The following is a 24,584-nucleotide window of genomic DNA, read 5'->3' as shown; positions in this document are numbered from 1 at the left end:
TCCTCAACCCCTGTGCACGGGTCGCGAAGTGGCTTCCCAGGAGCCGCCGACATCGGCAAGCCGTGCCTCGACGCATTCGACGTCGAGCATGATGGTGCCGCCGCCCGAAAACACCAATTCGACGATGCCGGCCGGCTTGCTGATGGCGATGAAGCTGATCGCCATCAGCGACAGCACCTCGGCCGGCTTGTCGCGCGGCACGCCGCTGGTCTTGGCGCCGAGCACGCGGTCGAAATGCAGAACGCTCTGCCGCCGCTCATTGTGCTGGCGGAACAGGCCGGATTTCGCTTCCCAGACGAAGCGGTTCATGGTCAGCACGAAGCGCTTGGCCGCCGGCAGGTATTCGAGGTCGGAGACCTTCATCACGGCGTCCTGGACATGCGCCGAGACAATGCTCAAATCCTGGTCGTCGAGCGCGATGAGCTTGAGAGCCATGCGGAATTTGTACCTAAGGTTGGTTTCAGCCTTCTGTTAGGCGGTCTTTCTGGTCCGTGCAACCTCGACACGGATCCTGCCCAAGGCAATTGCCCAAGGTTTGCGCTGCCCCTCATCGCCCTGCCGGGCACTTCTCCCCGTATGGTGACGGGGAGAAGGATCGCCCTCGTCAGGGATTTCGCCAATCTCGAACGTTGCGGGAAAGGCGCCAAGGCTGTGAATAGCCCCTTCTCCCCGTTCACGGGGAGAAGATGCCGGCAGGCAGATGAGGGGCAGCGCCTGCTTCAAAAATTGACCGCCCCAACGCGCGAGAGGCTTATTTTGTCTCGAGCACCCGCTTCTTGCGAATCAGCCCGAAATCCGCTCGATCACCGCGCCGCAGCCGGAAAGCTTTTCTTCGAGCCGCTCGAAGCCGCGGTCGAGGTGATAGACGCGATTGACCGTGGTTTCGCCCTCGGCGGCAAGGCCGGCGATCACCAGCGACACCGAGGCGCGCAGGTCGGTCGCCATGACAGGCGCACCCTTGAGCCTGGCGACGCCGTCGACGATTGCCGTCTGGCCGGAAAGTGTGATGTGGGCGCCGAGGCGGGCGAGCTCCTGCACATGCATGAAGCGGTTCTCGAAGATCGTCTCGGTGATGCGCGACTTGCCCTTGGCCATCGTCATCAGGCCCATGAACTGCGCCTGCAGGTCGGTCGGGAAAGCGGGGAAGGGGGCGGTCGTGACGTCGACCGGCGCAATGCCCGCGCCATTGCGCTTGACGCGTATGCCTTCATTGGTCGGCGTGACCTCGGCGCCGGTCTCGACAAGCACGTCCAGCGCGGTCTGCAACAGATCGGGCCGGGCGCCGGCGAGCATCACGTCGCCGCCGGTCATGGCGACGGCCATGGCATAGGTGCCTGTCTCGATACGGTCGGGGATGACCCGCACGCGGGCGCCGGAGAGCGCCTCGACGCCATGGATGGTGACGGTCGAGGTGCCGGCCCCATGGATCTTGGCACCCATGGCGATCAGGCATTCGGCGAGATTGACGATTTCCGGCTCGCAGGCGGCGTTCTCCAGCACGGTCTCGCCTTTGGCGAGCGAGGCCGCCATCATCAGCACATGGGTGGCACCGACCGAGACCTTCGGAAAGACGTAGCGGTTGCCGATGAGGCGGCCGTTCTTGGTCTTGGCCATGACATAGCCATTGTCGACGTCGAGTTCGGCGCCAAGAACCTGCAGGCCCTCGAGGAATAGGTCGACAGGGCGCGTGCCGATGGCGCAGCCCCCGGGCAGCGAAACCTTTGCCTCGCCCGTGCGGGCAAGCAACGGCCCGATCACCCAGAAGGAAGCGCGCATCTTCGAGACCAGCTCATAGGGAGCGGTGGTGTCGACGATGTTGCGGGCGGAAAAATTGATGGTGCGCGAATAGCCTTCCTGCTGCTTTTCGCGGCGGCCGTTGACGGAATAGTCGACGCCGTGATTGCCGAGGATGCGGATCAACTGCTCGACATCGGCCAGATGCGGCACGTTTTCGAGTGTCAGCGTGTCGTCGGTGAGCAGCGAGGCGATCATCAGCGGCAATGCCGCGTTCTTGGCGCCCGAGATCGGAATGGTACCGGCCAGCTCGTTGCCGCCGACAATTCTTATGCGATCCATGAGAAAACGTCCCCTCGGCCAGAACAGGCCGGTTTCAATCGGTTGATGCGCCCGGCTTAGACCATTGGCCGGCTTGGTTCAAGAAATAGGATTTCCCCAGACCCTGACCAAGAGTGGTCGGTCACTGTGGCTGATTTCGGTTAGTCCTTGTGCATTTTTCCAGCAGCCGGCAATCCTTCGGGCCGATCGTCTGGGTCGCGGGCGCGCTGCTTGTCGGCGTCGCGGGCGCGCTGCTTGTCGGCGTCGCGGGCGCGCAGCTTGTCGGCGTCGCGGGCGCGCAGCTTGTCGGCGTCGCCGGCGCGTTGGTTGCCAACGTCGCCGACGCGCCGCGAGCGGGCCTGCGCCTTGCGCTTCTGCAGATTGGCGCGCAGCGCCTCGGCCAGCCGGCCCTTGCGCTCGCCGTCGCCTTTTTTCGGTCGATTTGCCCTGTCGCTCATCATCCGGTCCCTGGCCGATGGTCAGCCGGCTGCGATTCCGCAATGGCTAGCATTTTAGCGCGGCCATGTCATGAAAGCAGGCCGCCAGGCGGGTTTCACTCTGTGGATCAGCCACGCATGCCGCCTCAAACCGCATAATGGTTGGCAAGAATCACATGCGACGCTTTGGGTTTTTCTTGGCCTTGCGCTTGCCGGTTCGATATGGCAGAAGCGCCGCCATCGCCGGCTGCGGTAGCTCAGTGGTAGAGCACTCCCTTGGTAAGGGAGAGGTCGAGAGTTCAATCCTCTCTCGCAGCACCAGATTTCCCAGTAGTTGTTACATCGGACAGCGCTCGACGACGTTCCGGCGCAAACCTGTTGCGATGCCTCGCATACGAGGCCTCGTGGCGGAATGGTTCACGCAGAGGACTGCAAATCCTTCAATCCCGGTTCGATTCCCGGCGAGGCCTCCAATTCCGGCACCACTAAGAGCAGTTCCGGGAAAAATGCGTAGCGGTTAGGCTCGGCGACTTCGCCGTAGCCTTCCGTCCGGAATGCGCAGAAACAACAACTTGGAGCGGTTCGGCGATTCTGTGAGACGTTGAACCGCTCTAGCCCAGCCGCATGCCCCGGCGCGACTAAATGCATGTCGCCCAGAAGTGTGCAGCGGTTCTGGGACAACGGCATGCATCAAAACAAAGACTTAAAAGCGCGTCGCTTGAATTCGGTTCAGCGCGACGCGCTTTAAGGCGCGGACCGATTGCGCTCAGTTGTTGACATGCGACAGCCGCAGGCCGGCTTCGTCCGGGGCCTCGGCCATGCCTTCCTCGGCGAAGCGGAACATGTCCTCGAAATCCAGCTCATGTTCGAAAACGACGCCGCCGACGCTGATCGCGAGCACATCCTTGTCGCCTTTCGGCGCGAAATAGATCTCGCCGACCGCGCCGCGAATGCGCTCGCCGATCTCCTTGGCGTCCTCGTCGCTCGCGCCCGGAAGGAAAATGCCGAACATCGAGGTTCCGAGCCGGCCGATAAGATCGTCCTTGCGAACCGAGGATCTGATGGCCGATGCGATCAGCCGCAAGGCCTCGTCGCCCCATTCGAGACCGAAGCGCAGGTTGATCGATGCCAGATGCTCCGGATGGATGACCAGAAAGGCGCCGGAGCGCGGGCCGGCCGGTCTCGCCGCCCTCCTGTCGACCATCGATGTGAACACTTTGCCGTTCAGGCACCCTGTCAGCTGGTCATAGGTGCCGGATTTGGTGAGCTCCCGCCGGTAGCGGCGGATCTCGATCTGTTGCCAGCCGAGCAGGACAAACAGCGGCAGGCCGACGGCGATCGGCACGATGATAGCCGTAACGGCCCCACGGACGAACGGCGTCAGGCTGTCACTGAACATGAGCAGGTAGTTCAACCCTAGCGAAAGGCCGACGCAGACGGCGGTGCCAAGCAGGGCCAGCCAGATAACCTGCTTCCATGTCTGAACCGGCGCGGTCGGCGTTTTCGTTATCACGGGCCAATCTCCTATTCGACGCATCGGCTTACAGGAGGTCCGTTACGATTTCGGTTTCAGGGAAGCGTACAATTTGATGCAAAATCGGCATCTTCTCCATGGGAAGCGCTGGATCCGACCACGCAGGCGCCCCCGCGGCTTCCGCGTTGATGACCTGCCCGCTCGTTGCAGCAGTCCACGGTTTTTAGAATCGCCGAACCGCTCTGACCATTCTGCTTTCACGCAATTACCTGGCGGAACCGGCCATGGGCTTTCCCTAACAGCGCTATTGCGGTGGGCCGAAAATGCCCATCCCGGCGTCTCTCGCCACCGCTTCCGCCTTGCCGTAGGTGCCGGTGGGAGCGGCCATCGCCCAGCCGTTGGAAACCAGCCAGGCGCCGACATCCTGCTTGCCGAGCGCGCAGGGCGCGGCGATGGCGAAGCGGTCGGCATCCGGCGGCAGAAGGCATTTCAGCGCCCGGCCGCGCAGCCAGGCGTTGAAGGCGGCGCGGGCGCGCTGGCCGCAGGGCCAGGCGGCGTTGTCGGACGAACAGATCCGGTCGGGGTCTATGTCGACCGTCCCGCTGATCGCGACTGTGCGTCCCATGGCTTCGAAGACCGCCGAGGAGATCGCGACCGGACGGAAAAGCAGCGTCTCGCGCCAATCCTGCGGCATCGGCGTCTTCGGCGGCGGTGCGAGCCCGAGTTCGCTGAGCGGAGGGCGCGGCTCGACGCGCTCGATTCCGGATGGGTCGAGTGGCGGCGGTGCGATGAGATGCTCGGCGATCTTGCGCGCCGGCTGGCCTGGCCGCGCGTCATAAAGCGGGGTGCGGGAGGCCGGCATGTCACCGGCGTCCTGGACCGGTGCGATCGAAGCCGGGTCGGGCGGCAGCCAGCGCCCGCCCACGGCGATCAGCAACACGCCGGCAAGCAGACCAAGACCGCCGAGCACCGGCGCCAGCAGCGGTCGACCGGGCGGTTTCGCCTGGCTCACGCGCGGGGCCCCGCGGGATCGTGCCGACTGTCGGTGATGCTGCTCGAGCCCAACCCGTTAGCTCCTGTCGACACGGCGCCACCCGGCCGTTGAACCGGATCATACATTAGGCACGAGCGACATTCCTTGAAAAGCAAGGCGTTGCGTTAAGTCTCGCGCAACCAATGCGTCCTAGAATCGGCCATCGGATGTCGAGGGGATGACGTGATGCGCAAGCCGATACTGCTTTTTGCCTTTCCGGCCCTGATGCTGCTTCTGCTGGCGGCTGAGCGAGTGGCGGCAATGCTTCTCGGCTCCTATCCGGCCAGCCCCGCCATGTGGCACATCTGGCTTGAGCTGCGTCCGTTCTCGACGATGTTCTGGCAGCAGGTGCACGTCTATCTCGGCGGGTCGATGGCCATCGACGCGGCCATCATTGTCCTTGCGGCGGGCGGCTGCTGGATGGCCAGCCGGTCCAAATGGTCCGGCGGTTTCTTCCTCGCCAACCATGCTGCAATGATTTTCGCCGGGTTCATGATGGCGCTGAGCAGCCACGCGGAAACGGCGAGCACTATTGCCGCCTTCGTCACGCCTCATGGCCTTCAGTTCTCAGTGATGGTCGACCTCAGCTTGCAGAACTGTCTGGTGCTGTGCCTCGGTCTCGCGGCCTGCGCTTACTGCCATGTCGCGTTCCTGCTCGAGGCCAGGGCGCGCGCCGAAACCCGCGCGGTCCGCGTGCTGACGCTGCAGCGCGATCTCTGATAACCAGCCGATTTGGCCCGCGTGCTCAGTTGATCTTCTTGTAATAGACCTTGCCGTCGGGCTGCTGGATGCGCTGGTAGGACGGGTTGGGGCCTGGAGGCGCGACCTTGCGCCTGAACGAGCGCTGCGCGTCGCCGGGGCCGCTTTCGTCGGCCGCGGACGCATCCGCCACCGTGGTATTGCCTGTCATGGCCGGCTCGGGCGCGCTGGGCGCCGGCTCGCTGGCGGCGACGGGCTGGCCTTGCTCCAGCTTGGCGATATTGCCGTTGATCTGGCCGAAATTCGCCTGCAACTGGCGGTCCAGCGTCTCGAACCGGCTCTGGAAACCATTGTTGACGGTATCGATGCGGGCGCCGATCCGCTGCTCGAACTGGCCGAGCTGTTCCAGCCGCGCCTCCACCGTCTTGAGGTCGTTGACGCCGCGATAGAGATAGACGGCGGCCGTCACATTGACGACGGTGACGAGCGCGGCACCCACTGCGGCGACACCGATGGTTCTTGCCCGGCTCGGCCTGCCCGGTGCTTTTTCCCGTTCGCCAAGCTCGATTGCCGGAGCGTCCGGCTCGCTGATCATCGTCATTCAACCACCACCTTTGCGCCCACCGCGACGCGTTTGAAGAGATCGATCACATCGGTGTTCGTCAGCCGGAAGCATCCGGACGTGCCGTCGAAACCGACGCCCTTGGGATCGTTGGTGCCATGGATGCGATAGAGCGTGTCGCGCCCCTCGCGTGACAGATAGAGCGCTCTCGCGCCGAGCGGATTGTAGGGGCCGGCCGGCACCATCGCCGGCAGCTCCGGCCGGCGCGCGCGCATTTCCTTGGGCGGGCGCCATTCCGGCCATTCGGTCTTGGACGCGACCTTGACCGTCCCCGTCCAGCCGAAGCCGTCGCGGCCGACGCTGATCTGGTAGCGCAGCGCCTGGCCCTGGCCTGTCACCAGATAGAGCGCCTTCTCGTTTTTGCGGATGACGATCGTGCCCGGCTGCTCGCCGGTCTGGAAGGCGACCGCCTTGCGCAGGCTGGGCCCCATAGCCGGCAGCGGCGGCAGGGCCGATCCGGCCATTGCCACGTCGCAGCCCAGCGCCACCACGACGCCGATCAGCAAGGCACCGACTAGGCCGGCGCTGCCGCCGCGCGCTTTCCCGGCCGTGGCTCTAGCACTGGGCATTGTCCAGCCGCTCCTTGAACATCGCCTTCAGATCCTTGTTGAAGCGCGCGCGCTTGTCCACCTCGGAAGGCAGGATGGCGCGGTTCAGCGCGTCGGCCAAAAGCGCGTTGTCCAGCGCCAGCGACTTGATGTGCGGCGCCTTGAAGATCTTCTCCAGCTCGCTGCGCGAGAAGTGGTTGCCGAACCATTTGCGCTTGTGCTTGTTGGCGACCAGTGTGATGTTGACCTTGTTGCCGCGCAATTCGCGGATCTTCCTGTAGAGCCGCTTGCCTTGGCGGAGCGAGGCGACGTTGAGCTCGAAGACGATGAAGATCTCGTCGCTCGTGCGCAGCACCGAATCGTGCCACGGCGTCTCGATGTTGGGCAGGTCGATGACGATGTCGTCGAAGCGGTAGGCTACGAGATCGAGCAGCCGGAAGACGAAGTCGGAACCGTGCGGCTCGAACGGCAGTTGCGGTCTTTCGAAGGAATAGAGCGTGAGGCCGGACGGTCGCGACAGCTTGATGACGTCCATCAGCTCGACGTCGAGCCGGTCCGGCTGGCCGATGATCCCGGAGAGATCGAACTGGTTGAACTGGTTGAGATAGGCGCCGCAATTGGCGCTCTGGAAGTCGAGGTCGACGAGGCAGGTCGAGCCCGCCCGCTCGGCGGACTTCGAGGCAAGGTGCTCCGCCGCAGAGATCGCCAGCGTGGTGGCGCCGGCGCCGCCGCTCGCTGCGATGAAGGTGATGATGCGGCTCTTGGTGCCCTGGCTGCCGGTGTCGTGGAAAGTGACGGCGTTGAGCAGCTCCTTGGCGTCGAGCGGCTTGTGCAGCCAGTCCGACGCGTTCATGCGCACCAAAACGCGCGTCCGCTCGGAGGTGAGCTCGTCGGAGATCGCGATCAGCGGCACCGAGGCCCACTTTGATCGCGCTTCGACGATACCGGGCTGGCCAAGTATTTCCCCATTGCCGAGGTCAAGGATGACGATACCGGGGCGCGTGTCGGCTGGCGGCCCGTTGAGGAAGTCGGTCGTCTCCGAAACTCCGACGTCGTAGATCGCCAGCGCGTCGAGCCTTGCCGTCACATCGCGCTTGAAAATCGGATCGGACGAAAACAGCGCCACCTGCTTGCGCTTGGTCGGGAGAACTCTGGTGTCGATGGCGTTCATGGCGACGTACTCTTCAAATCTTCGCCCGTTACCGTGCTCTGCATGGATGGCACCGTGAGGTTTGAGAACCCGAGCAGGCCGCCCAGGAAGAAGAACTGGAAATTGATGTTCTGCAAGGAGACGGTGATGGTCGGCACCGGGCCGCCCAAACGCGTCTGGTAGCCAAGGCCGGTGGCGGTATAGGTCACCACAACGTTGGCGCGCTGCAGGCCCGGGAAGAAGTGACACATGCCAGGTCGTTGCCCGGTCGCCTGGTTGGGACATGCGTCATCGTTGGTATTTGCGGTGTCACCGCGAAATATTCGGCTGAAGGCGGCGGCACTGAATGCGCCTCCGTTGCTGCATGAGCCGGTAGTCCCGCTGTAGCTGCAGACAAACGGTCCGTAGGCGCCAGCCACCACGGGTGCCCCGGGCGTCGTTGTCGGTGCGGCCGTCGTCAGGGCCGAAGCAACCGGGTCGGAGATTGAGGCCATCCTTGCGCCGATCTGAACCGCCTTCGTCGCAGCGTTCCATTGATAAAACGCAAAACCGAAATCGACAAAGCCGAGAGTCAGGACCAGCAGCAACGTCAAACTGATGGCCAATTCGACCATCGTTGCTCCCTCTTCAGATCGGATGAACTGCTTCAGCATATTAAAATCGGAACAACCGCTCCTGATGGCTGGCCCCGAGTGTAACGGCGGTGATGTTGAAAAGGGAGAGCAATCCGACGCTGTCGAGAGTGCTGTAAGCATAGCTGCCAGTGGCCGTTACGATGCAGACCTGCGACGTGGTCGAGAGATAGAGGACAGTGCCTGTGCTGGGGTCGATCGCGTTTTTGCAGGTGGTCGGATCGGCGATGTTGATCGTGACATCGGACGTTTTCCAACCTATCAGACGGGCAGGTGTTGTCCCTGCCACATTGCCGAACACCGTGATGTTCTTGGCGAGGCCGGCGCAGTCGATCGCGGCAAGCCCGGCATCGGTGTAGAGCTGGCTGTTGCATCGCGCGGCAAACCGCGCTCCGTCCGTCAAGCCGGCCTCCATCAACAGCTTGTCGTGGATGAGGTTGCCGAACTCGAACACGCCTACGGATAGGAACAACACCAACGGGCCGACGATCGCCATTTCGATCAGCACAGTGCCGCGCTGGTCGCGACGGAATCTTCTTAGATGACGAGCAATCAGCCGAACCATTGTCGTCACCGATAGAGCTGCGCTTCGTCGCGCAGGAAGTTGTCGAGAGTTCCCGATCCCCCGCGCCCTGTGATGTCGACAAGCTCGACGAAGACAGACCCTCCATTGTTCGCGCCCGGGACAGGCTGGGTCATGAAGAAGCTGGCGAAGGCCTCGACCGGAAGATTGGTGCTGTTGCCGCTGAGGTTGTTCCCTGCGGCCTGCAGCGCATTGCAGTTCAGGATTGCGCCGTAGAGCAGACGGCGATCGACGGTCGTGACCGGCGCAAGACAGGCGTTCGGCGGCGTTCCCACTTCGCCTCCGTTGGAGGCGTGGCCGACGAGGTTGTTTGCAATCTCGTACTTGTAGACTTGGTATCTGGTCGGCTTCGTCGTGTCCCAAGCGGAGGGATGGGCGGTGGCTTGGAAATTGGTGCTCCAGTAGGTGGAAAGATTCCAGTTTCCGTCACCCATGCGCCCGCCCATATACGGCGTGGTGGCGTCATTGGGCAGGCCCATGTTGCCGGTACCGTTGAACGTCAGCTTATTGTAGGTGGGGCACTGGTTTCCATTGCCATTGCCACCCGTAGACGCTCCCTTTCTTACATTGGTGGCCGGACCGTATTCGGCGCTGTTGAAAGCATTGCCGTTGGCGTTGATGCCGAAACGGACGTTGAAGGCGTCCTGCACCGGACCGTTGTTCTGGCCGGTCTTGGTGCTCACGCCTTGGGCCGAATAGCAGCCCTGAGGCTTCGAGGTAGCGATTGTCTGGGCGAGCGCCTGGGCGCCATTGCCCACGCCATCCGGCGGTTGCAGGAAGCCGAAGTTGCCAGGCCCGTACGAGGCATTGTTCCCCACCAGTCGAAGTTCGATCAATCGGCGATGAACGGCTGGATCGGATACCGCCTGTTCAAGTGTGGCGCCGCCGGCCGTGTTGGTGCCGTTCACCATTTCATACGGGTTGCACATGAAGACCGGCGTGTAGTTGCATACGCCTGACGTGAAGCCGGCGACCGAGACGGCACTGACATTGTAGTTGGAGTCGGTCTTGCTGCCGGAGGAAGCGACCGAAATCGGAAACATCGCGCTGAATGTCTCAGGTGCCGTCTTCACCTGGATGAAGCGGGTCACGCTGGCAGATGCGGCATAGTTGGATGACGTGATCGGATCGGAATCGTTTGCCGGCAGACTGGCAAGGAAGCACCACGAAATCTGCCCTTTCGACCGGCAGGCGGAATAGGTCGGGTCCACCGTGGCGGCGCCGCTGCCGGTGGTCAGCGATATCTGCCCGCTGTCGGAGAACAGGGTGTTGTTGGACACCAGGTTGGTGAGGGCGTTCTCGGAGCGGGTCCATGCATCCGACCTGCCGTTCAACTCTGCCGCGGCTGCAAGGGCCAGAGCATCGGTTCCCTTTTGCAGATCGTTATGCAGATTGTTCATCCGGCTCATGTCGATCGCCAGCAGTGACAAACCGATGATCGCCGGAAGCATGACACTGACGAGGATCAGCGCCAATCCACTCTGATCGTGCCAGAACGCGCGAATGATTCGCAGCATGGCCCTACCCCTTACCCTTCGTGTCGGGCTCCTCGCATGCCCGATACACCGAATCCTTTCGCTCAGTTCACTGCGTGCTCGTACCCGATGGACCGACGTTGACCGTCATGTTCGTGCTTGGCGGCGGGGGCGGCGGAACTTTGTACCGCTGCACGACTCCAACGGACCGTGCCCCGTTGCCTTCAATCTTCGTGTTGTTGGAAGCCGGGTTGTACGGATCGACCGTCTGCAGCAGCTGATTGGCTTTCTGCGAGTCGCCGGCGGCCAGCGTCATCGTGTCGTAATTGTGCAGATAGTCGGCCGCGCAGCCCGCGAGCATGCCGGTGCCGAGAAGGACGAGCAGGAGCTTACTTCTTGACATAGAGCAGCTTGTCCTTCGATTTCACATCCAGCATGTGGCCGTAGGGGCCGGTGACGCCTTCGCCCAGTTCATACTTCCTGATCATGTCCTTGTTGACTTCGAGCTGGCCGAGCAGGAAAAGCTCCGGATCGTTGGCAGGCTTGGTCTTGTCGAAAGGCGTGGCCAGTTGCTCGCCGGGCTTCACCGGTCGCACGAGATGCGGCGTGACGATGACGACCAGTTCGGTCTCTTCCTTCTGCGTGCTCGAATTCCTGAACAGCGCGCCGACGATCGGCACCTGGCCGAGCCATGGCACCTGGTCTTGCTGTATGGTGTTCTTGCTCGAAAGCAGACCGCCCACGGCAAAACTTTGGCCGTCACGCAGGTCGACTACGGTCGAAAGCTTGCGATTGGTGAAGATCGGATCGCCAGCGGCGGTGAAGCCGGTCAGGTCGCTGACTTCCGGCGCCAGCTTCATGTGAATCTTGCCGTCGTCCAATACCACCGGCGTGAAGTTCAAATTGACGCCGAACTGCTTGAAGACAATCTCGACTTCACCCTGCGCGTTGACGCTGCGCACCGGCACCTCGCCGCCGGCATTGAAGCTGGCGGTCTCACCGGAGACCGTGGTTAGGTTCGGTTCGGCCAGGGTGCGAACCACGCCCTTCGCCTCCAGGGCTTCGATAATCAGATCGACCTTGATGTTGCTGTCGATGATACGGGTGATCAGCGCTGCGAACGGGTTGGTCTTGGAAAGAAGACCTGTGACCAAATCACCCGCGCCTAACTCGGCTCCGTTTTTATCTATCGTGCCAATGCCTGTCCCGACCCGCGTCGTGCCACGACTGTTCGTGCTCCTGAACGACACACCAAGATCGCGGCCGGCATTCCGCTTGGCCTCAAGGATGCGCACCGACAAATTGACCTGCTCACTTTCGTCGATAGTGACGGCGTTGATGATGGCTTCGGGGCCATATTGCTGGGTGACTTCCACGATGGATGCCAGCGTTGCGGCATCCTTGACGTGGCCGGAGAGTCTGACTTTGCCGTTGATGGAGCCGATCTCGATGCGAGCCTTGGGTGCCACCTGGCGAATAGCGACCGCCATGTCGCTGACATCCTGGCCGACCTCGATCTGGATGGCGCCGAGCGAGCGCTTGTCCTCGGAAAACAGATTGACCGTGGTGGTGCCGACGCTCTTGCCGATAATATAGAGCGTCTTGTCGGTCATGGGCTGCGCATCGGCGATCTTCTCGTCACCGACGACGATATCGCCCAGCGTGGCGTTGACCTGGATCGTTGCGGATTGAGAAACGGGCACGAACACGCGGTGCAGCGACGGGCTGGACACGTCGATGAAGCGATCGGCGGCATGAACCGCGGGGCTCAACGTCAACAAAATACAGGACCAGGCCAAAGCGGCGGCGGCCAGTGATCCTCGAAGAATTCGCATCTAGATCGTCCCCCTTGCGGACCCATCCGGATCCCCTTAATCCGAATGCGCCGTTCGCTATCTCTGTCGCGGCACGTCATATGTTTCGAGCTTCACGCCGCGAAATACCCCGATTGTAGCGCGGGCCGGCGGCTCAGGCTGCACATATTTTACTACTTCCTTTACAACTTCCTGCACTTGTGGTGCGGCTGCCACAGCGGGAGCAGGCTTCACCTTGCTCAATTGGTCGATCTGGCTGCCCACCCGGTCCACGGCCTGAGCCAGACCGGCGATCTTTTCGTCCGAGCGCTTGCGCTCGTCATCGGCGCGCTTGCGATCCGCTGCGGCTGCGGCGTCAGCGGCCTTCTGCCGGTCGAGCTCGGCCTGCCTCTTGGCGACGTCTTCAGGAGTGTCGCCGGTCAAATCCGAAAGCGTAACCCGCTCGGTCGTCTCGCCGTTGCCGGCCGCAGCCTGGCGAAGCGCCAGCGACAGCTGCCCTGCACCCGCGGCAAGCGTCAGCTTCTGCGCATCCTTAGTATTGACCTCGACGGTGACGGCCTTGACGACGGTCGGACTGTCTTTGCTCTCGTCCGCCACCTGGTCGACGGCAAGAACCTTGACGCTTTGCAGCAGCACATCGACGAAGCTCTTTGGCGCGTTGCCGCCGTCCTGGGTCGTGCGGGTCAGCAGGATGTCAACCCGGTCGCCGGGAAAGACGAAGCCGGCGACGCCCAGAACGTCATTGACTCTGATGGAAACAGCCTTCATGCCTTCGCCAAGCACCGCCGAAAGCGTTGCGCGTTGGCCAGGGCCTGTGATCTTGCCCGCGAGAACAGGTTCATTGACGCCGATCGTCTGCAGGGCTTGCTTGCTGCCTTGGCCAGCCAGCAAGTCCTTGGTCGTTTTGAAGGCTCCGGCCGGAACGGCGCCCGCGGGCCAGGCAATTTCCTGAAGCTTGTCGGCGGTCAGCGTGTCGCCGAACTTCAGCGCTACCGCCGCCACCACCACCGTGTCGTGCTTGACATTGTCGGTCTGGGCGGCCATCGCGTTTCGCTGGTTGGCGAGCCAGATGTTGGCGAGCACAACCGCGAGAACGCCGAATACACAGGCGAGGACGATCATGATGACAGTGTTAGCGCGCATAAGCCCAACCCCAAAAAAGGCTTGTTAAGATCTGCCGCGTCAGCCCATCGCGGCGTAGCGCCAGGCCCGGGCCTTGGACCCGGGCCTGAGCAATAACCATCAGGTGCCCGCGCCAGTACCCTTGACGCAGGTACCGTTGGTGCCGGCGACAGCCGTCGCGCCCTTGCCGTCAAGGATGTCGCACAAGCCGCCAAAGCGTCCGCTGACCCAGAGGCCGATGGCAACGATCGCCAGGATCGCCGCACCGGCGATGATGCCGACCAGGATGGAATATTCGACCATGGCAGCGCCGTTTTCGTCATCGCGGAACAGCTTGACCATACTGATAAGCTTTTCCATTTGATTCTCTTCCTTGGTGAATCTCAGGCCCGGGATCGAGGATGCCAGGCCTGAGGAATAACCATCAGGAGCCGGCGCCAGTGCCCTTGACGCAGGTGCCGAGAGTACCAGCGGTGCCGGTCTGGCCCTTGCCGTTCAGGATGTCGCAGAGGCCGCCAAAACGTCCGCTGACCCAGAGACCGATTGCAACGATCGCCAGGATCGCCGCACCGGCTATGATGCCGACGAGGATGGAATATTCGACCATAGCAGCGCCGTTTTCATCATCGCGGAACTGCCGGGTCATCGTCATGAGCTTCTTCATGCCAATTTCTCCCTTTGGAGGTTTGAACCCGACGAGACGAGCCTAAGGATGAACCCCATACCCAAGCATCCCCCGTCACTTTCAATCCTAGGTCCCGCAAAAAAGCAGAGTCAAACGGATTAACAGTCCCTTAACCTTTCAATACCTGAGAGGCGACGATTTAGATTTGGACAACAGCTTGATTCGCTTCACTTTTCAAGCGATCTTAACCATTCATTCACAATTTGGACACGGTGGTGCCTTTGACCTGTCCATATTAGATAAGTTACATATCTATTTATATCTAATGGGTTAGAAGGCATATCTGCTTGTGCTACGACAAAGGTCCTAGGACTTTGGTCGGCTGATTGGTATGTGACGGAAATAAAACGATTTTCTGGAGATCGATTTTTTAACTATGTTGCAAGTAACACACGCTTCCGGCCTGCTAGCTGCTTGTGCGCCTCGTGGTTAACGCTTAGTTTCGATCGTGGGGATTTGGCAGGGGGCTCGCGGAGCATGTTGGGTCGCTTCATCAAAGGGCAGAGTGAGCAGCGGGCGCTGCAGCCAACGGCTGTAGCCCAGGGGCTGAATGGAGCGGCGACCGTTCCGGCGGCAGAAGTCGAACAGAACGACGATTTCCTGACGCTCAAGGTGGAACTGCATCGTCACCTGATCGACCGCTTCAACCTGACGGCTCTGGAAAATGCGTCCAAGGACGAGATCCTGAATGAGATCAGGCCGATCGTTCGCGAATTCGTTCGCGCTCGCAATGTGCCGCTCAACGCGCGCGAATTGGATCAACTGACCAGCGATACGGCCGACGAGATGCTGGGCCTCGGACCGATTGAGCCGCTGCTTAAGGACGATTCGATCGCCGACATCCTGATCAACACGCACAACCACGTTTTCATCGAGCGCCGGGGTGTGCTGGAGGAAACCTCGATCCGCTTCCGTGACGAGGCGCATCTGTTGCGGGTCGTCAACAAGATCGTCTCGGCAATCGGTCGTCGGGTCGATGAATCCGCGCCGATGGTTGACGCTCGGCTCGAAGACGGCTCACGCGTCAACATCGCCGTGCGACCGATCTCGGTCGACGGCCCGTTGGTATCGATCCGCAAATTCTCGAAGAACCCTTATTCGCTGGAGCGGCTGATCGCCTTCAACTCGATCCGACCGCCAATGGTCGACTTGCTTCGGATTGCGGTGCAATCACGCAAGTCAATCCTGGTCTCGGGCGGCACCGGCAGCGGTAAGACGACGTTGCTCAACGCGCTGTCGAGCTACATCCCGGTCAAGGAGCGGATGATCACCATCGAGGACGCGGCCGAGCTGCAATTGCAGCAGCCGCATGTCGGCAGGCTGGAGACGCGCCCGCCCAATGTTGAGGGCAAGGGTGAGGTCCGTCAGCGCGAGCTAGTCAAGAACGCTTTGCGCATGCGGCCGGATCGTATCATAGTGGGTGAGGTTCGTGGCGAAGAAGCCTTCGACATGCTGCAGGCCATGAACACCGGCCATGAAGGTTCGATGACTACCATTCATGCCAACACGCCCCGCGATGCCATATCGCGCCTTGAGCAAATGGTTGGCATGGCTGGAATGCCGATGACGAACGAATCCATTCGTGCCCAGATCGCTTCGGCCATCGACATCATCGTGCAAACACAGCGGCTCTCCGACGGCGGTCGGCGGGTTATTTCGATATCGGAACTGACCGGCATGGAGGGCAATGTCGTCCAGTTGCAGGAACTCTATCACTTTGTCCGCCGTGATGTTGGGGCGGATGGCCAGATCATCGGCGAATTTCGCGCCACCGGCATCCGTCCGCGCTTCGCCCAGGAAGCAGCTACTCTGGGCCTTCATTTCGGCAAGGATGCATTCAACCCGCAGGTGCCACTCTGATGATGACAGGGCAGACTCTGCTCTACTTTATCTATGTGCTGGCAGCGGCATCTGTGATCCTCGCCGCCGAAGCGCTTTACGTTTCCTATTCCAGAGGCCGCACGCGAGCCGGCACCATTAATCGGCGACTGAAACGCCTGGCTGATGAAGCGCCTGCAGAGCAGACCTTGAAAGGTTTGCTGCGCGAACGTGGGTTGACCGACTCCGGCGACTATATCTTTGGCGCGGTCGCACTGAACAGGCTTTACACCCAGTCGGGCATCACCGGAAACCCGTTGACATTTGCCGCTATCTTCATCTTGGCTGGACTGGTTGTGGCGCTGCTCCTCAAGCTGCTGGCGGGATTTTCGGCAGTCCCGGCCTTCGCCGCCTTCGTTGTTGTGGGCTTCATCCTGCCGATCCTCTTTCTTCGCCGGGCCCGCGACAAGCGGATCTTGAAATTCGCCAAGCAATTGCCCAATGCGCTCGACATGATCGTGCGTTCGCTGCGCGCCGGCCACCCAGTCTCGGTAGCGGTCGGTCTTGTAGCTCGCGAAATGCCTGACCCGCTCGGCACCGAATTCGGCATCGTTTCCGACGAAATCACCTTCGGATTGAGCATCGAGCAGGCGGCGCGAAAGCTCTCGGAGCGTGTCGGCTTTGAAGGACTGCATCTCCTTTCAGTGTCGCTTTCCATTCAGTCCAAGACCGGTGGCAACCTCACAGAGATCCTTGCAAATCTGTCGGCTGTGCTGCGCGAACGGCAAAAGCTCCGAATGAAGATCAGGGCGCTCTCTGCCGAGGGTCGTTTCTCGGCATGGTTCATCTCGCTCTTCCCGCTCGTCATGTTCGCGATCCTTTGGCTTTCTGCCCCGAGTTACTATGGAGCGGTCTGGGGTAACCCGCTTATCTTCCCAGTGTTCACGATCTTCGGCGTGTGGGCTCTGCTCGGTGACATCATCATGTATCGTATGATCAACTTCGATTTCTGATAGGAGCGGGTGATCAACCTCGTTTCGGACATCCTGAGTTCTGGGCTCCTCATCTCGCTTACGGTTTTCCTGGCGGCGATGGCGCTATTCCTGTTTGGCGGGCTCGTCTTCCTGCCTGCCTTTCAGACCCGCAAGCTCGTCGGTGAAAGCCTGCTGTCGGAAGGAGGACTGAACCGGCGTTCGCTGGACGCTCAACAGCAACTCGTCAAGATTGCTGCGCAGCGACCGGTCGATGCCTATTTTCGAGCGATCGAGAAGGAGCGCGGCGAACCAAATGCGCTCGAAGCGCGGCTTTTTCGGGCGGGATTTTATCATTCCAGCGCACCTGCCTTCTACACCTTGTCGCGCATCGCTGCCGTCGCCATCGGTTTTCTCGGGTGCTATGCTGGGTTGGTTGCTGCTGTCCCCCCGCAAATCCCTGGCTTCATACTGTTCGGTGGCGCTGCCTTGTTCGCACTCGCTTGTCTGGTCATTCCAAGCATCGCGCTAGACCGTTTCGAGAACGCGCAGAAACAGACCTATCGTCGCGGTTTCCCCGACTTCATGGATATGATGATCACCTGCGCCGATGCCGGCATGAGCCTGGAAGCTGCGGTCGAGCGGGTGAGCCAGGAGATGGCGGGCACTCACAAATGGTTGGGCATCCAGCTCTCGATCATGAATCTGCAATTGCGTGCCGGCAAGCCGCTGCGCGAGGCCCTGCGTGAATTGGCGGACCGCATCGGACTCGAGGAGGCGCGTTCGCTTGCCGTACTGTTTCGGCAGTCGGAGGAACTTGGCACCAGCCTGACAGAGGCCCTTCGTGTATACAGCGACGAAATGCGCACGCAGCGAATCCTCTACGCAGAGGAGAAAGCCAATGCGCTGCCGGTCAAGATGATGATCCCGTTGGGCATCTGCATCTTTCCCGTGGTGCTCATGATCGTCCTTCTGCCGGTGGTCATTCGCATGAGGGGCATTTTCTTCTGACCCGTCATATGGTTATCTTCTAAAATTGAGTCGGAGGGCTCCTTGGGGCACAAAATGATAAGGCCGATGCGCCTCGCCGCCGCAGCCAGTGTGCTGCTGGTTCTGCTCTCCGGTTGCCAGTCGACCGGCAGCACCGGCGTCGTGCGCACCAACGAGCCGGCCAAAGGCGATTTCACCGCCTTTGGCGATACCTTCGATGGGCTGAAGACGATCAGCGATGTCGACTACTATGCCTCTGACCAGGCGATAACCGAGGCCAAGACACAATTCCGTTCCGAAAATTACGGTAATGCCGGCGCTTTGTTCTACAAAGCCACCCGGCTTGCGCCGAATGACGGCGTCGCCTGGCTGGGCCTCGCCGCCTCCTGTGACCGTATTCGCCGTTTCGATCTGGCCGATCTCGCCTATGGCCGCGCCCATCGGCTGCTCGGCGCCACGCCCGAATATTACAACAACATCGGCTATTCCTATCTGCTGCGCGGCAAGCTGCAGGATGCGCGCAGCAATTTCCTCAAGGCCTATGAACTGGCGCCCAATGATCCGACGGTGGCCAACAATCTGAAGCTTCTGTCCTCCAGCGTGCGGAACATAGAGCGGTCATGAGTCTTTTGCTCACCGCTTCACTCGTCTTCAAAGGGCTAGCAATCCTGTTGCTCGGGCGTATCGCCTGGACCGATTTTTCCACGCAGCGTATCTCAAACCGTGATGTGCTACTGCTGCTCTGCCTCGGTCTCGGAACATTGCATTTCCATTCATTGCAGACCGGCTCGTGGCTGGAGATGGGCATCAGTGCGATTGGAGGCGTGATCCTTTTTGCCGCACTCTTTCCGTTCTGGCTTTTGCGAAAGGTTGGCGCCGGCGACGTCAAGCTGATGAGCGTTATGCCATTTCTGATCGGCGGAACCGACTTGGTCGTATTTTCCGTACTACTGCTGGCTTTCGCCATCGCCACCGCAGCCGTGGTCAAGAATCCTTTTCTTCTGCCGGCAGGCATGTTCCGCCACTACGTGCAACACCTGGACCGCAAAGGCGTCGTGCCTTTCGGCGTGCCGATTTCGGCAGCTGCCATCTGTGCAATAGCTTTGCAAATGTACTACGCACTGATGGTAGCGACCAGTTCTGGGATTTTGCAGCAGCTCAACTGAGCTTATTTCCCTCAAAACCCCGCCGTCTGCTTCTCCACCAGCTTCAGCTGGCCCTTTTCCACCTTGAAGAACGGCATCGACCTCTGGCTCGAGCCGTCGGCGCGGAAGCGGAACAGGCCGGTCGAGCCGCGGAAGCCGGTCGCATTCTCCAGCACCTGCTTCGAGAAGCCGTCGGGTCCGACCGAGCTGGCGATGCCCGCGCTCAGCGCCACCATGTCGTAGGCGTAGGCCACGTTGACGTCCGGCTGATAGTTGTAGGTCGCCTTGAAGCGGTCGGCGATCGGGCCGGTCTCGCTCTGGTCGAGCGTCGCGATATAGGCGCCCTCGTAGAGCGGATCCACGGGGCGCTCGAGCCAGCGGTCGGTGCCGATCAGCGTCACCGCCTTTCCCGGAATGCCTTTCGCCTTCAGCGCCGCAAGCACCGCGGTCGGGCTGCCATCGCCGCTGGCGACGACGACGGCATCCGGCGCGTCGACCAGCGAGCCCATGTCGGACACCACCTTGGCGCCGTCGTCGCTCGCCGAATAGGGCAGCGTCACCGCAAGCGTGGCGCCATAGATGCTGAGCGCGTTGGCGACCCGCGATTCGGCAGCGCTCGAGTCCGCGCCCGCCGGCACCATCAGCACGAATTTCTTGGCGCCCTTGCTGGCGATGGCCGCCGCACCCGCCGCCGCACTATCGGCTTCGCTGAGCCGCACGGAATAGACGCCGGGGCCGCCGGCGAAATTGTCGGCCAGCGCCAGCACGGGCGGCCGCTTCGAGCCGGAGAGCTTGGCAAGGCGCTGCGTGGCCGCAAGCTCGGACGGGCCGATGAGGACCTTCACCGCGCCCGACGTGATCGCCTTCACCGCGAGGTCCTTGGCGTAGCCGCTGTCGCCGCGCGTGTCCTCAATCGTCAGCGTCAACAGCTTGTCGCCGAGATCGGCCATCGCGAGCCGCGCGCCGTCATACATTTTCCTGCCGTTCTCGCCCGTGCCTCCGGGGGCCGAAAGCGGCAGCAGCATGGTCACCTTGGTCGGCCCCGTGCCGAATGTCAGCTTGGCCTGCGCGGCGGTGGCCAAGGTCGGGCCGGCCTGGGTCGGACTGCCCACGGTTGCGCTGCCTGCCTGCTGGGAAGGGGCTGCCTCGCTGCCCGCCTGGCCGGCGGGTGCCGCGATCGCCGACGGATCGAACACGCCCGGCGCGCCGCTCTTGGACTGGCATCCCGACAGCATCGCGACGAGCCCTAAAGCGATCGCCCCCAATGCATGTCGCCCAAAAGTGACCTCGGTTTTGGGAGAACGACATGCATGAAACAAAAACCCATGTCGCCCAAAAGTGATCTCGGTTTTGGGAGAACGACATGCATGAAACAAAAATGCATGTCGCCCAAAAGTGACCGCGGTTTTGGGAGGACGACATGCATGAAGCAAAGACCCATGTCGCCCAAAAGTGACCGCGGTTTTGGGAGGACGACATGCATGAAGCAAAGACCCATGTCGCCCAAAAGTGACCGCGGTTTTGGGAGGACGACATGCATGAAGCAAAGACCCAAAGCGCGTCGCCCGGGTCTGTTTCGACGCGGCGCGCTTTGGACGCGGACCGTGGGCTTGCCGTTCAAGCTTCATGATGCTTCCACTCATATGCCGCCGCCAGCTATTCTGTCCCGGTCTGTCTTCCATTCATCTTAACGTCCGGCTTGCCCTTGAATCAAAGAGACAGCGCATGATGTCGCCCGAAACCGCTTCACACTTTTCGGCATCATGCTCTATCCATCGAAGAGCCGCGCTCTGAGCGCCTGTATCGTCCTTGCTTGTGCCGGGCTCCGATACTCGGCGCATCTCATGTATCGCGGCCCGGGCACGAACAGGCGGCGCACGCAAACGCGTTTTTCCTGGGCGGGAACAACATCGTCCGAAGAGCCAACCGACAAGCCGACCGTCGCCACCGGCAGCGGCCCGGTCACCTCGAGGCCTTCCCTGGCCAGGATCGCGCGGGCGCGCTGGCAGTAGTTGACCGAGCGCACCGAGAAGCGGGTTTCCCCATGCCCGGCGCGGTATTTCATCACGGTGGTGCAAAGATCGCCCGCGGCAAGCCTGTTTGCCTGCGCCAGATATCTGACGCCCAGCGCAATGTTGGTGGCCGGCTCGCCAAGCTCGTCGAGCGAACCGCGAAAGCCGAGCATCCGCGCCGTCGCCGGCATGACCTGCATCAGGCCGACTTCGCCATCGGCGCCGCGCACGCCGGGGTCGAACCCGCTTTCGATCTCCATCACCGCATGCGCCAGCACCGGCTCGAGGCCATAGAGCGACGCCTGGCAGGTTGCGAATGCCTTGAATGTCTCGCGGGTTCGTTCCGGCGCCGCATCGCAGCGCACTGGCCGCGCCAACTGCGACTGCGGCCGTTCCAGCCAGTTGGCGTGGACGGGCGTCTCACCAAGGCAAAGCAAGGCGACCGCTAAAGCAATTCCAGGAAAAGTGCGTAGCGGTTGGGCTCGGCGACTTCGCCGTAGCCTTCCGTTCGGAATTGCGTCAAGACAAAGCGATAGAGCGGTTCGCCGTTTCTGTGAAACGGTGAAACGCTCTAGGGCAATTCCAGGAAAAGTGCGTAGCGGTTGGGCTCGGCGACTTCGCCGTAGCCTTCCGATCGGAATTGCGTCAAGACAAAGAGATAGAGCGTTTCGCCGTTTCTGTGAAACGGTGAAACGATCTGGCGCGATCGCCTTCGGCAGCTTTCCGTCGGCCACCGTCGCTGCCAGCCCGTGCCGGCTTGCCTGTCAGCTCAGTGCATATACTCGACCATGCGGTCGTGGAAGCACTCGCATTTGTTGAGCGTATCTTCGTCCTTGTAGTTCGTCTTGAGGTAGCCGTAGGCCATGCCGCAGGCGACCTTGGCTTCCGAGGCCCAGACGAAGGCGGGGCGCGACGAGTTGATCCACTCCGGGCTGTTGGCGACGGCGACGGATTCGTCCATCAGCTTCACCACATGGTCCTTGAGCTCGACCATGTTGTCGGTCAGCACCAGGTCCGAAGTGCCGACGGTGCGGCAATAGTTCACCGCCGGCTCGCCGATGATATCGGCGGCAAAGCCCGTCGATCCGGCTACGAGCAGCGCCGCGGCCGAAGCCAGCAATCTTGCGGAATGTTTCATGTAAGCCCCTCTTCGAATTGCGAATTCACGGTTGGCTAATGCTTAGCATGGAAGCGCGGCTGTGCATAAGTGCTAAATGGTGACAGTGTGCTGTGCATGTGTGTTGTCGTCGTAAAGGATGGTGATGCTCCCGGTCGCCGGTGGGTTCGTGAACTGCGCTACGTCCACAAAATTGGCCGGATTGCCCGAGCCGCTGGCGTCCACACTCAGCGTGTTCGTCGCGCTGTTAAAGTGCACGTAGTTGTTGATGTCGCCGGCAGGCGCTGCGTCGAACAGCGCGGTCAAGTCGATCTTGTCGCCGTCACCGCCTGCGCCACTGTAGTCGGTGATGAGATCCTTGATGTCGAGATGATCAAGCTTGAACGTGTCGGCCCCTGTGCCGCCGGTCAGCGTATCCTGGCCAGCGCCGCCGATAAGCACGTCATTGCCGCCGCCGCCATTGAGTGTGTCGTTACCCGCGCCGCCCGCGAGATAGTTGTCGCTGGCGTTGCCGAACAGGAAGTCGTTGCCCGAACCACCAATGATCCCTTCGATGCCGGTAAGGGTATCGCCGTGGGCATCGCCGCCATCGATCGTCCCGGCGGCCGGATTGTTGAAGACGGCCGGTGCGCCGGACGCATGGCCGTCGTCAGCGAGATGGATCGAGATGGCCGCAACGCTTCCGGTATAGTCGACAATGTCGGTTCCAGCTCCGCCCGCGATCGTATCGGCATGGGTGCTGCCGGCGAGCACGTCGTTGCCTGCGGTTCCGGTGAGGGTGTAGTGGCCGCTGCTATCTGATGCCACCTGGTGGATATTGAGCGTCGACGTCGACGTCGTGTCTCCGTCGCGGTCAGTTGCTGATACCTGGAAGGCAAGGTTCAGGTCGGCCGGCAAAACGGTCTTTGAGTAGCTCAAGTTGTCGAGGCGCATGTCGCCAGAGGTGCTGGCTATGGTCATGGAGTTGAACTGGATCGTCGGGTCTATGGCCAACTGCCCGTTCACGACGGTGGCCGTTCCGGTCTGCTGGTTCAAGATGGTCGTGCCGTCCGCAGCGTAATTGTAGGCCGTCCAGCTGACGGTGCCCGAGCCGTTGGCGGTGAACGTTATCGAATCGACGAGCTGCCCGTTCACGCCATGCGCGTCATTCGTTGCCGTGTTGCCAGGAGAGTGGAACTCGACCCAGAATGACTCACCAGTCGTGAAGTGGTTGTTTGCGACGCCGAAGCCTTGGGTGGATGCGTTTATTCCTCCGCCGTTCAGAGCTTCGAGCTCAATTGTCCCGCCAGCTACCTCAACGTGATTTTGCGGACCTCCGGCAGTGATGCCACCGAGTGCCACAGGGACCGACGTGGCCGCTTGCGGCGTGACCAGATCGAACTCGTAGGTTCCGTCCGTTCGCACGGTGAGATCAAAAACATCGGTCGCGCCGGCCATGGCATGGAGTGTTGTAGTGCCGTCCGCGTCGGTCGTGGTGTTATAGGTGATGCCGGTGATTGTCGGGCCTGTAATGTTGAAGTGGTTGATGCCGTCCGCGCCCGGTACCAGCGAGAAGAAGCCCGCCACCGATCCAACCTCGTTCGGGATGGTGCCCGAGGTGAAGGAGCCCAGCGAGGGACCATCGTCATGGAAAACAGCCTTGGAGCCGAGATCGATCGATTGGGAGGCCGTGTCGCCGTCGCCGTCGGTCACCGTTGCGGTCAGCGTCACCAGGCCCGAGGTCAGGCTGATGCCTTCGGAGGTGTCCGTCGGGTTGTCGGCGGTGTTCTCGTGCACTGCACGGAACTCCGTCAGCGTCGCCTGGCCGCCTGCTGCGTTCACCGCGAGTGTGAACACCAGGTAGGCCGCGTCGCCGCTGTGGCCGGTCACGTAGCCCGAAACAGTCCCGCCACTTTGCGTCAGCACCACTGCCTGACCAGTCGCCGAGTCGATCAGGTTCGAGGTCACGCCCTGCGAGGAGACGCTCACGCCGTAGCTGGTGGTGGCGCCGTCTGCACCCTGCACCACGGTGAACATCGCCGCAAAGGCGGCCGTAGCTGACGTCAGCGCCGCGTTCGGCGTCGAGCCGTTCGCCAGGTAGCTTTCATCGACCTCAAGCGTTGGGGCCGTGGCCCCGCTCAGCGCGATCGAGGGACCGTCGTCGTTGATGGTCAGCAGGTTGCCGATGTTGATCGCCTGCGAGGCCTTGTCGCCGTCGCCGTC

At 61.6% G+C, this 24,584-nt stretch carries 26 protein-coding genes and 2 tRNA genes; 8 read left to right on the top strand and 20 right to left on the bottom strand.

All coding sequences use genetic code 11. The annotated features are described in order from the left end of the window. Window positions 1-3 precede the first annotated feature (3 nt). The 3 genes from ACWGS9_RS00605 to ACWGS9_RS00595 form a co-directional block, all read right to left on the bottom strand. On the bottom strand, window positions 4-435 hold the full coding sequence (locus tag ACWGS9_RS00605) for a DUF2948 family protein (protein ID WP_454503405.1): 432 nt from the start codon (window positions 433-435) through the stop codon (window positions 4-6). Window positions 436-783: 348 nt separating this feature from the next. After that, the gene (murA, locus tag ACWGS9_RS00600; protein WP_454503404.1) at window positions 784-2,076 is read right to left on the bottom strand and encodes a UDP-N-acetylglucosamine 1-carboxyvinyltransferase; all 1,293 of its coding nucleotides are present in this window, start codon (window positions 2,074-2,076) and stop codon (window positions 784-786) included. 140 nt (window positions 2,077-2,216) lie between these two features. Then, window positions 2,217-2,513 (bottom strand): hypothetical protein, encoded by a 297-nt coding sequence (locus ACWGS9_RS00595; RefSeq protein WP_454503651.1) that lies wholly within the window; start codon window positions 2,511-2,513, stop codon window positions 2,217-2,219. A gap of 225 nt (window positions 2,514-2,738) precedes the next feature. On the opposite strand from ACWGS9_RS00595, the gene ACWGS9_RS00590 reads away from it, so the two are divergent. Together ACWGS9_RS00590 and ACWGS9_RS00585 are read left to right on the top strand one after the other, a co-directional pair. Next, window positions 2,739-2,813 (top strand) — tRNA-Thr (locus ACWGS9_RS00590). 77 nt (window positions 2,814-2,890) lie between these two features. Then, a tRNA-Cys gene (locus ACWGS9_RS00585) sits at window positions 2,891-2,965 on the top strand. Between the two features lie 293 nt (window positions 2,966-3,258). On the opposite strand, the gene ACWGS9_RS00580 is transcribed toward ACWGS9_RS00585, so the two are convergent. Together ACWGS9_RS00580 and ACWGS9_RS00575 are read right to left on the bottom strand one after the other, a co-directional pair. Then, complete coding sequence (locus ACWGS9_RS00580; RefSeq protein WP_454503403.1) at window positions 3,259-4,005, bottom strand: GGDEF domain-containing protein; 747 nt, start codon at window positions 4,003-4,005, stop codon at window positions 3,259-3,261. Window positions 4,006-4,270: 265 nt separating this feature from the next. Further along, on the bottom strand, window positions 4,271-4,978 hold the full coding sequence (locus ACWGS9_RS00575; RefSeq protein ID WP_454503402.1) for a thermonuclease family protein: 708 nt from the start codon (window positions 4,976-4,978) through the stop codon (window positions 4,271-4,273). Window positions 4,979-5,185: 207 nt separating this feature from the next. Here ACWGS9_RS00575 and ACWGS9_RS00570 point away from each other — a divergent pair, with 207 nt between their 5' ends. After that, window positions 5,186-5,719 (top strand): hypothetical protein, encoded by a 534-nt coding sequence (locus tag ACWGS9_RS00570; protein WP_454503401.1) that lies wholly within the window; start codon window positions 5,186-5,188, stop codon window positions 5,717-5,719. Between the two features lie 25 nt (window positions 5,720-5,744). Here the strand turns inward: ACWGS9_RS00570 and ACWGS9_RS00565 are convergent, their stop codons facing one another. The 11 genes from ACWGS9_RS00565 to ACWGS9_RS00515 all read right to left on the bottom strand — a co-directional run bounded on the left by ACWGS9_RS00565 (window position 5,745) and on the right by ACWGS9_RS00515 (window position 14,308). Further along, window positions 5,745-6,299 carry a hypothetical protein gene (locus tag ACWGS9_RS00565; RefSeq protein ID WP_454503400.1) on the bottom strand — a complete coding sequence of 185 codons (555 nt, stop codon included), beginning with the start codon at window positions 6,297-6,299 and terminating at the stop codon, window positions 5,745-5,747. Next, entirely contained in the window at window positions 6,296-6,889 is a 594-nt protein-coding gene (locus tag ACWGS9_RS00560; protein WP_454503399.1) for a L,D-transpeptidase, read from the bottom strand. The genes ACWGS9_RS00565 and ACWGS9_RS00560 overlap by 4 nt, the downstream gene beginning before the upstream one ends. Beyond that, window positions 6,876-8,039, bottom strand: a complete 1,164-nt coding sequence (locus ACWGS9_RS00555; RefSeq protein ID WP_454503398.1) for an AAA family ATPase — start codon at window positions 8,037-8,039, stop codon at window positions 6,876-6,878. Before ACWGS9_RS00555 ends, ACWGS9_RS00560 begins: the two co-directional genes overlap by 14 nt. Beyond that, complete coding sequence (locus tag ACWGS9_RS00550; RefSeq protein ID WP_454503397.1) at window positions 8,036-8,671, bottom strand: TadE/TadG family type IV pilus assembly protein; 636 nt, start codon at window positions 8,669-8,671, stop codon at window positions 8,036-8,038. The genes ACWGS9_RS00555 and ACWGS9_RS00550 overlap by 4 nt, the downstream gene beginning before the upstream one ends. 1 nt (window position 8,672) lies before the next feature. Next, the gene (locus tag ACWGS9_RS00545; protein WP_454503396.1) at window positions 8,673-9,215 is read right to left on the bottom strand and encodes a TadE/TadG family type IV pilus assembly protein; all 543 of its coding nucleotides are present in this window, start codon (window positions 9,213-9,215) and stop codon (window positions 8,673-8,675) included. 5 nt (window positions 9,216-9,220) lie between these two features. Further along, on the bottom strand, window positions 9,221-10,708 hold the full coding sequence (locus ACWGS9_RS00540) for a pilus assembly protein TadG-related protein (RefSeq protein ID WP_454503395.1): 1,488 nt from the start codon (window positions 10,706-10,708) through the stop codon (window positions 9,221-9,223). Between the two features lie 109 nt (window positions 10,709-10,817). Beyond that, on the bottom strand, window positions 10,818-11,111 hold the full coding sequence (locus ACWGS9_RS00535; protein ID WP_454503394.1) for a hypothetical protein: 294 nt from the start codon (window positions 11,109-11,111) through the stop codon (window positions 10,818-10,820). Continuing rightward, the gene (locus ACWGS9_RS00530) at window positions 11,098-12,543 is read right to left on the bottom strand and encodes a type II and III secretion system protein family protein (protein ID WP_454503393.1); all 1,446 of its coding nucleotides are present in this window, start codon (window positions 12,541-12,543) and stop codon (window positions 11,098-11,100) included. The genes ACWGS9_RS00535 and ACWGS9_RS00530 overlap by 14 nt, the downstream gene beginning before the upstream one ends. A 57-nt stretch (window positions 12,544-12,600) precedes the next feature. After that, window positions 12,601-13,665 carry a Flp pilus assembly protein CpaB gene (cpaB, locus tag ACWGS9_RS00525; RefSeq protein ID WP_454503392.1) on the bottom strand — a complete coding sequence of 355 codons (1,065 nt, stop codon included), beginning with the start codon at window positions 13,663-13,665 and terminating at the stop codon, window positions 12,601-12,603. A 99-nt stretch (window positions 13,666-13,764) separates the two neighbouring features. Next, window positions 13,765-14,004, bottom strand: coding sequence for a Flp family type IVb pilin (locus tag ACWGS9_RS00520; protein WP_454503391.1), 240 nt, complete (start codon window positions 14,002-14,004; stop codon window positions 13,765-13,767). Window positions 14,005-14,068: 64 nt separating this feature from the next. Then, the gene (locus ACWGS9_RS00515) at window positions 14,069-14,308 is read right to left on the bottom strand and encodes a Flp family type IVb pilin (protein ID WP_454503390.1); all 240 of its coding nucleotides are present in this window, start codon (window positions 14,306-14,308) and stop codon (window positions 14,069-14,071) included. A gap of 498 nt (window positions 14,309-14,806) precedes the next feature. Here ACWGS9_RS00515 and ACWGS9_RS00510 point away from each other — a divergent pair, with 498 nt between their 5' ends. The 5 genes from ACWGS9_RS00510 to ACWGS9_RS00490 all read left to right on the top strand — a co-directional run bounded on the left by ACWGS9_RS00510 (window position 14,807) and on the right by ACWGS9_RS00490 (window position 19,274). Then, the gene (locus ACWGS9_RS00510; protein ID WP_454503641.1) at window positions 14,807-16,189 is read left to right on the top strand and encodes a CpaF family protein; all 1,383 of its coding nucleotides are present in this window, start codon (window positions 14,807-14,809) and stop codon (window positions 16,187-16,189) included. Beyond that, window positions 16,189-17,160 (top strand): type II secretion system F family protein, encoded by a 972-nt coding sequence (locus ACWGS9_RS00505; RefSeq protein ID WP_454503389.1) that lies wholly within the window; start codon window positions 16,189-16,191, stop codon window positions 17,158-17,160. Before ACWGS9_RS00510 ends, ACWGS9_RS00505 begins: the two co-directional genes overlap by 1 nt. 78 nt (window positions 17,161-17,238) lie before the next feature. Next, window positions 17,239-18,129 (top strand): type II secretion system F family protein, encoded by an 891-nt coding sequence (locus ACWGS9_RS00500; RefSeq protein WP_454503640.1) that lies wholly within the window; start codon window positions 17,239-17,241, stop codon window positions 18,127-18,129. Between the two features lie 54 nt (window positions 18,130-18,183). Further along, window positions 18,184-18,732 (top strand): tetratricopeptide repeat protein, encoded by a 549-nt coding sequence (locus ACWGS9_RS00495; protein WP_454503388.1) that lies wholly within the window; start codon window positions 18,184-18,186, stop codon window positions 18,730-18,732. Then, the gene (locus ACWGS9_RS00490; protein ID WP_454503387.1) at window positions 18,729-19,274 is read left to right on the top strand and encodes a prepilin peptidase; all 546 of its coding nucleotides are present in this window, start codon (window positions 18,729-18,731) and stop codon (window positions 19,272-19,274) included. Before ACWGS9_RS00495 ends, ACWGS9_RS00490 begins: the two co-directional genes overlap by 4 nt. An 11-nt stretch (window positions 19,275-19,285) precedes the next feature. On the opposite strand, the gene ACWGS9_RS00485 is transcribed toward ACWGS9_RS00490, so the two are convergent. The 4 genes from ACWGS9_RS00485 to ACWGS9_RS00470 form a co-directional block, all read right to left on the bottom strand. Further along, complete coding sequence (locus ACWGS9_RS00485) at window positions 19,286-20,518, bottom strand: ABC transporter substrate-binding protein (protein WP_454503386.1); 1,233 nt, start codon at window positions 20,516-20,518, stop codon at window positions 19,286-19,288. 503 nt (window positions 20,519-21,021) lie between these two features. Beyond that, a complete protein-coding gene (locus tag ACWGS9_RS00480) occupies window positions 21,022-21,702 on the bottom strand; it encodes a lytic transglycosylase domain-containing protein (protein ID WP_454503385.1) in 681 nt (226 codons plus the stop codon). A gap of 332 nt (window positions 21,703-22,034) precedes the next feature. Further along, window positions 22,035-22,403: a hypothetical protein gene (locus tag ACWGS9_RS00475; protein WP_224549243.1), complete on the bottom strand. Its 369-nt coding sequence runs from the start codon at window positions 22,401-22,403 to the stop codon at window positions 22,035-22,037. A 72-nt stretch (window positions 22,404-22,475) separates the two neighbouring features. After that, window positions 22,476-24,584 (bottom strand): DUF5801 repeats-in-toxin domain-containing protein (locus ACWGS9_RS00470; protein WP_454503384.1); only part of this gene is annotated, 2,109 nt, incomplete at its 5' end.

The sequence above is a fragment of the Mesorhizobium sp. Arg314 genome, from assembly GCF_053714275.1.
Note: the sequence above shows the minus strand (reverse complement) of the source record. Positions and strands in the feature narration are given on the sequence as shown.